The following is a 1,427-nucleotide window of genomic DNA, read 5'->3' as shown; positions in this document are numbered from 1 at the left end:
TGGCGGGAACGCTGCCGCTCGACCGCCTCGTATGCGTGGGCGAGCTGGCGGCGCACATCGCCGACGCCGCCGAGGCGGCGGGCATGGATGCGGCGCGCATCGTGCGCGCGGCAACGGTCTCCGACGTGCTCGGAGAGATGGATACGTACCTCGAGCCGGGCGACGCCGTGCTGGTGAAGGCGTCCCACTTCATGGGGCTCGAGCGCGTGGTCGAAGGACTGGTCAACTGATATGTTTGCGATATTCTCCCACTACCCGACGTTCCTCGTGTTCTTGGCCATCGTGGCCGCCATCGTGGTCACGATGGTGCTCATGCCCGTATGGATCAAGTTCCTGAAGTCGAGCCATATCGGCCAGCAGGTGCGCGCCGACGGGCCCGAGAGCCATCTGGTGAAGCAGGGCACGCCCACCATGGGCGGCGTCATCATGCTCGTGGCCGTGATAGCCACGGCGCTCGTCATCGGCATGCCCACGCCCGAGACGTTCCTGCTTTTGGGCGCCACCGTGCTGACGGGCCTTCTGGGCCTCGTGGACGATGCCTCGAAGGTGGTCAAGGAGCGTTCGCTCGGCCTCACGCCGAAGGCGAAGCTCGTGGGCCAGTTCGCCATCGCCACCGTGTTCACGCTCGTGGCGGTGAACTGGCTGGGGGTGGCCCCCACGGTGGAGATACCCTTCGTGTACACGTTCGACCTGGGGCTGCTCACCACGGTGGTGCCCGTGGGCGACGGCATTGCCATCCCGTGGCTCTACCTGATATTCGCGAACATCCTGCTGGTGGGCATGTGCAACGCCGTGAACCTCACCGACGGCCTGGACGGCTTGGCGGCTGGCACCGTGATGATCGTGATGATAGTCATGGCCGCCATCGCGTACCGCTCCGACCTGCTGGAGCCCGCCATCTTCGCGGCGGCGCTCGCGGGCGCGTGCATCGGCTTTCTGTGGTTCAACTCGTTCCCGGCCGACATCTTCATGGGCGACACCGGCTCGCTCGCGCTCGGCATGGCGCTGGGCTGCTTGGCCGTGCTCACGAAGACTGAGTTCGTGTCCATCATCATCGGCGGCCTGTTCGTGGCCGAGGCCCTGTCCGTCATGATCCAGGTGTTCTACTACAAGAAGACGAGGAAGCGCATCTTCCTCATGGCGCCGCTGCACCATCATTTCGAGAAGAAGGGGTGGAGCGAGACGAAGGTGGTCGTGCGCTTCTGGATCGTGTCGGGCGTGCTGGCGGCCTGCGGCTTCTCGCTGTACTTCGCCCAGACGCTCATGGCGGTGGCGTAGCGGATGGCGCGCGGGGACCTGATACCGGGAAGGAAGCACGCGCCGCAGCACCTCGGGCGCGTGCTCGTTTTGGGGCTGGGGAAGAGCGGCCGGGCGGCCGTGGAGTACCTGCTGCCGCTTCTGGGCGGGCGCGTGGACGCGCTCGCGGT

Annotated in this window: 1 protein-coding gene and 1 pseudogene; both read left to right on the top strand. The window is 66.3% G+C overall.

Going from position 1 to position 1,427, the window contains the following annotated elements; genetic code table 11:
• Nucleotides 1-230 (top strand): annotated as a pseudogene (locus GPA_RS09835) (UDP-N-acetylmuramoyl-tripeptide--D-alanyl-D-alanine ligase); the annotation flags it as partial.
• Between the two features lies 1 nt (nt 231).
• The gene (mraY, locus tag GPA_RS09830; protein WP_015539772.1) at nt 232-1,278 is read left to right on the top strand and encodes a phospho-N-acetylmuramoyl-pentapeptide-transferase; all 1,047 of its coding nucleotides are present in this window, start codon (nt 232-234) and stop codon (nt 1,276-1,278) included.
• The last annotated feature ends 149 nt before the right edge of the window (nt 1,279-1,427 follow it).

Origin of the sequence: Gordonibacter pamelaeae 7-10-1-b (assembly GCF_000210055.1) — a bacterium.
Taxonomy (GTDB): Bacteria; Actinomycetota; Coriobacteriia; order Coriobacteriales; family Eggerthellaceae; genus Gordonibacter; species Gordonibacter pamelaeae.
This window is presented reverse-complemented; position numbering and strand designations above follow the sequence as displayed.

Coding starts and splice junctions, on each gene's coding strand:
- mraY (WP_015539772.1), top strand. CDS start 232: ATGTTTGCGATATTCTCCCACTACCCGACGTTCCTCGTGTTCTTGGCC.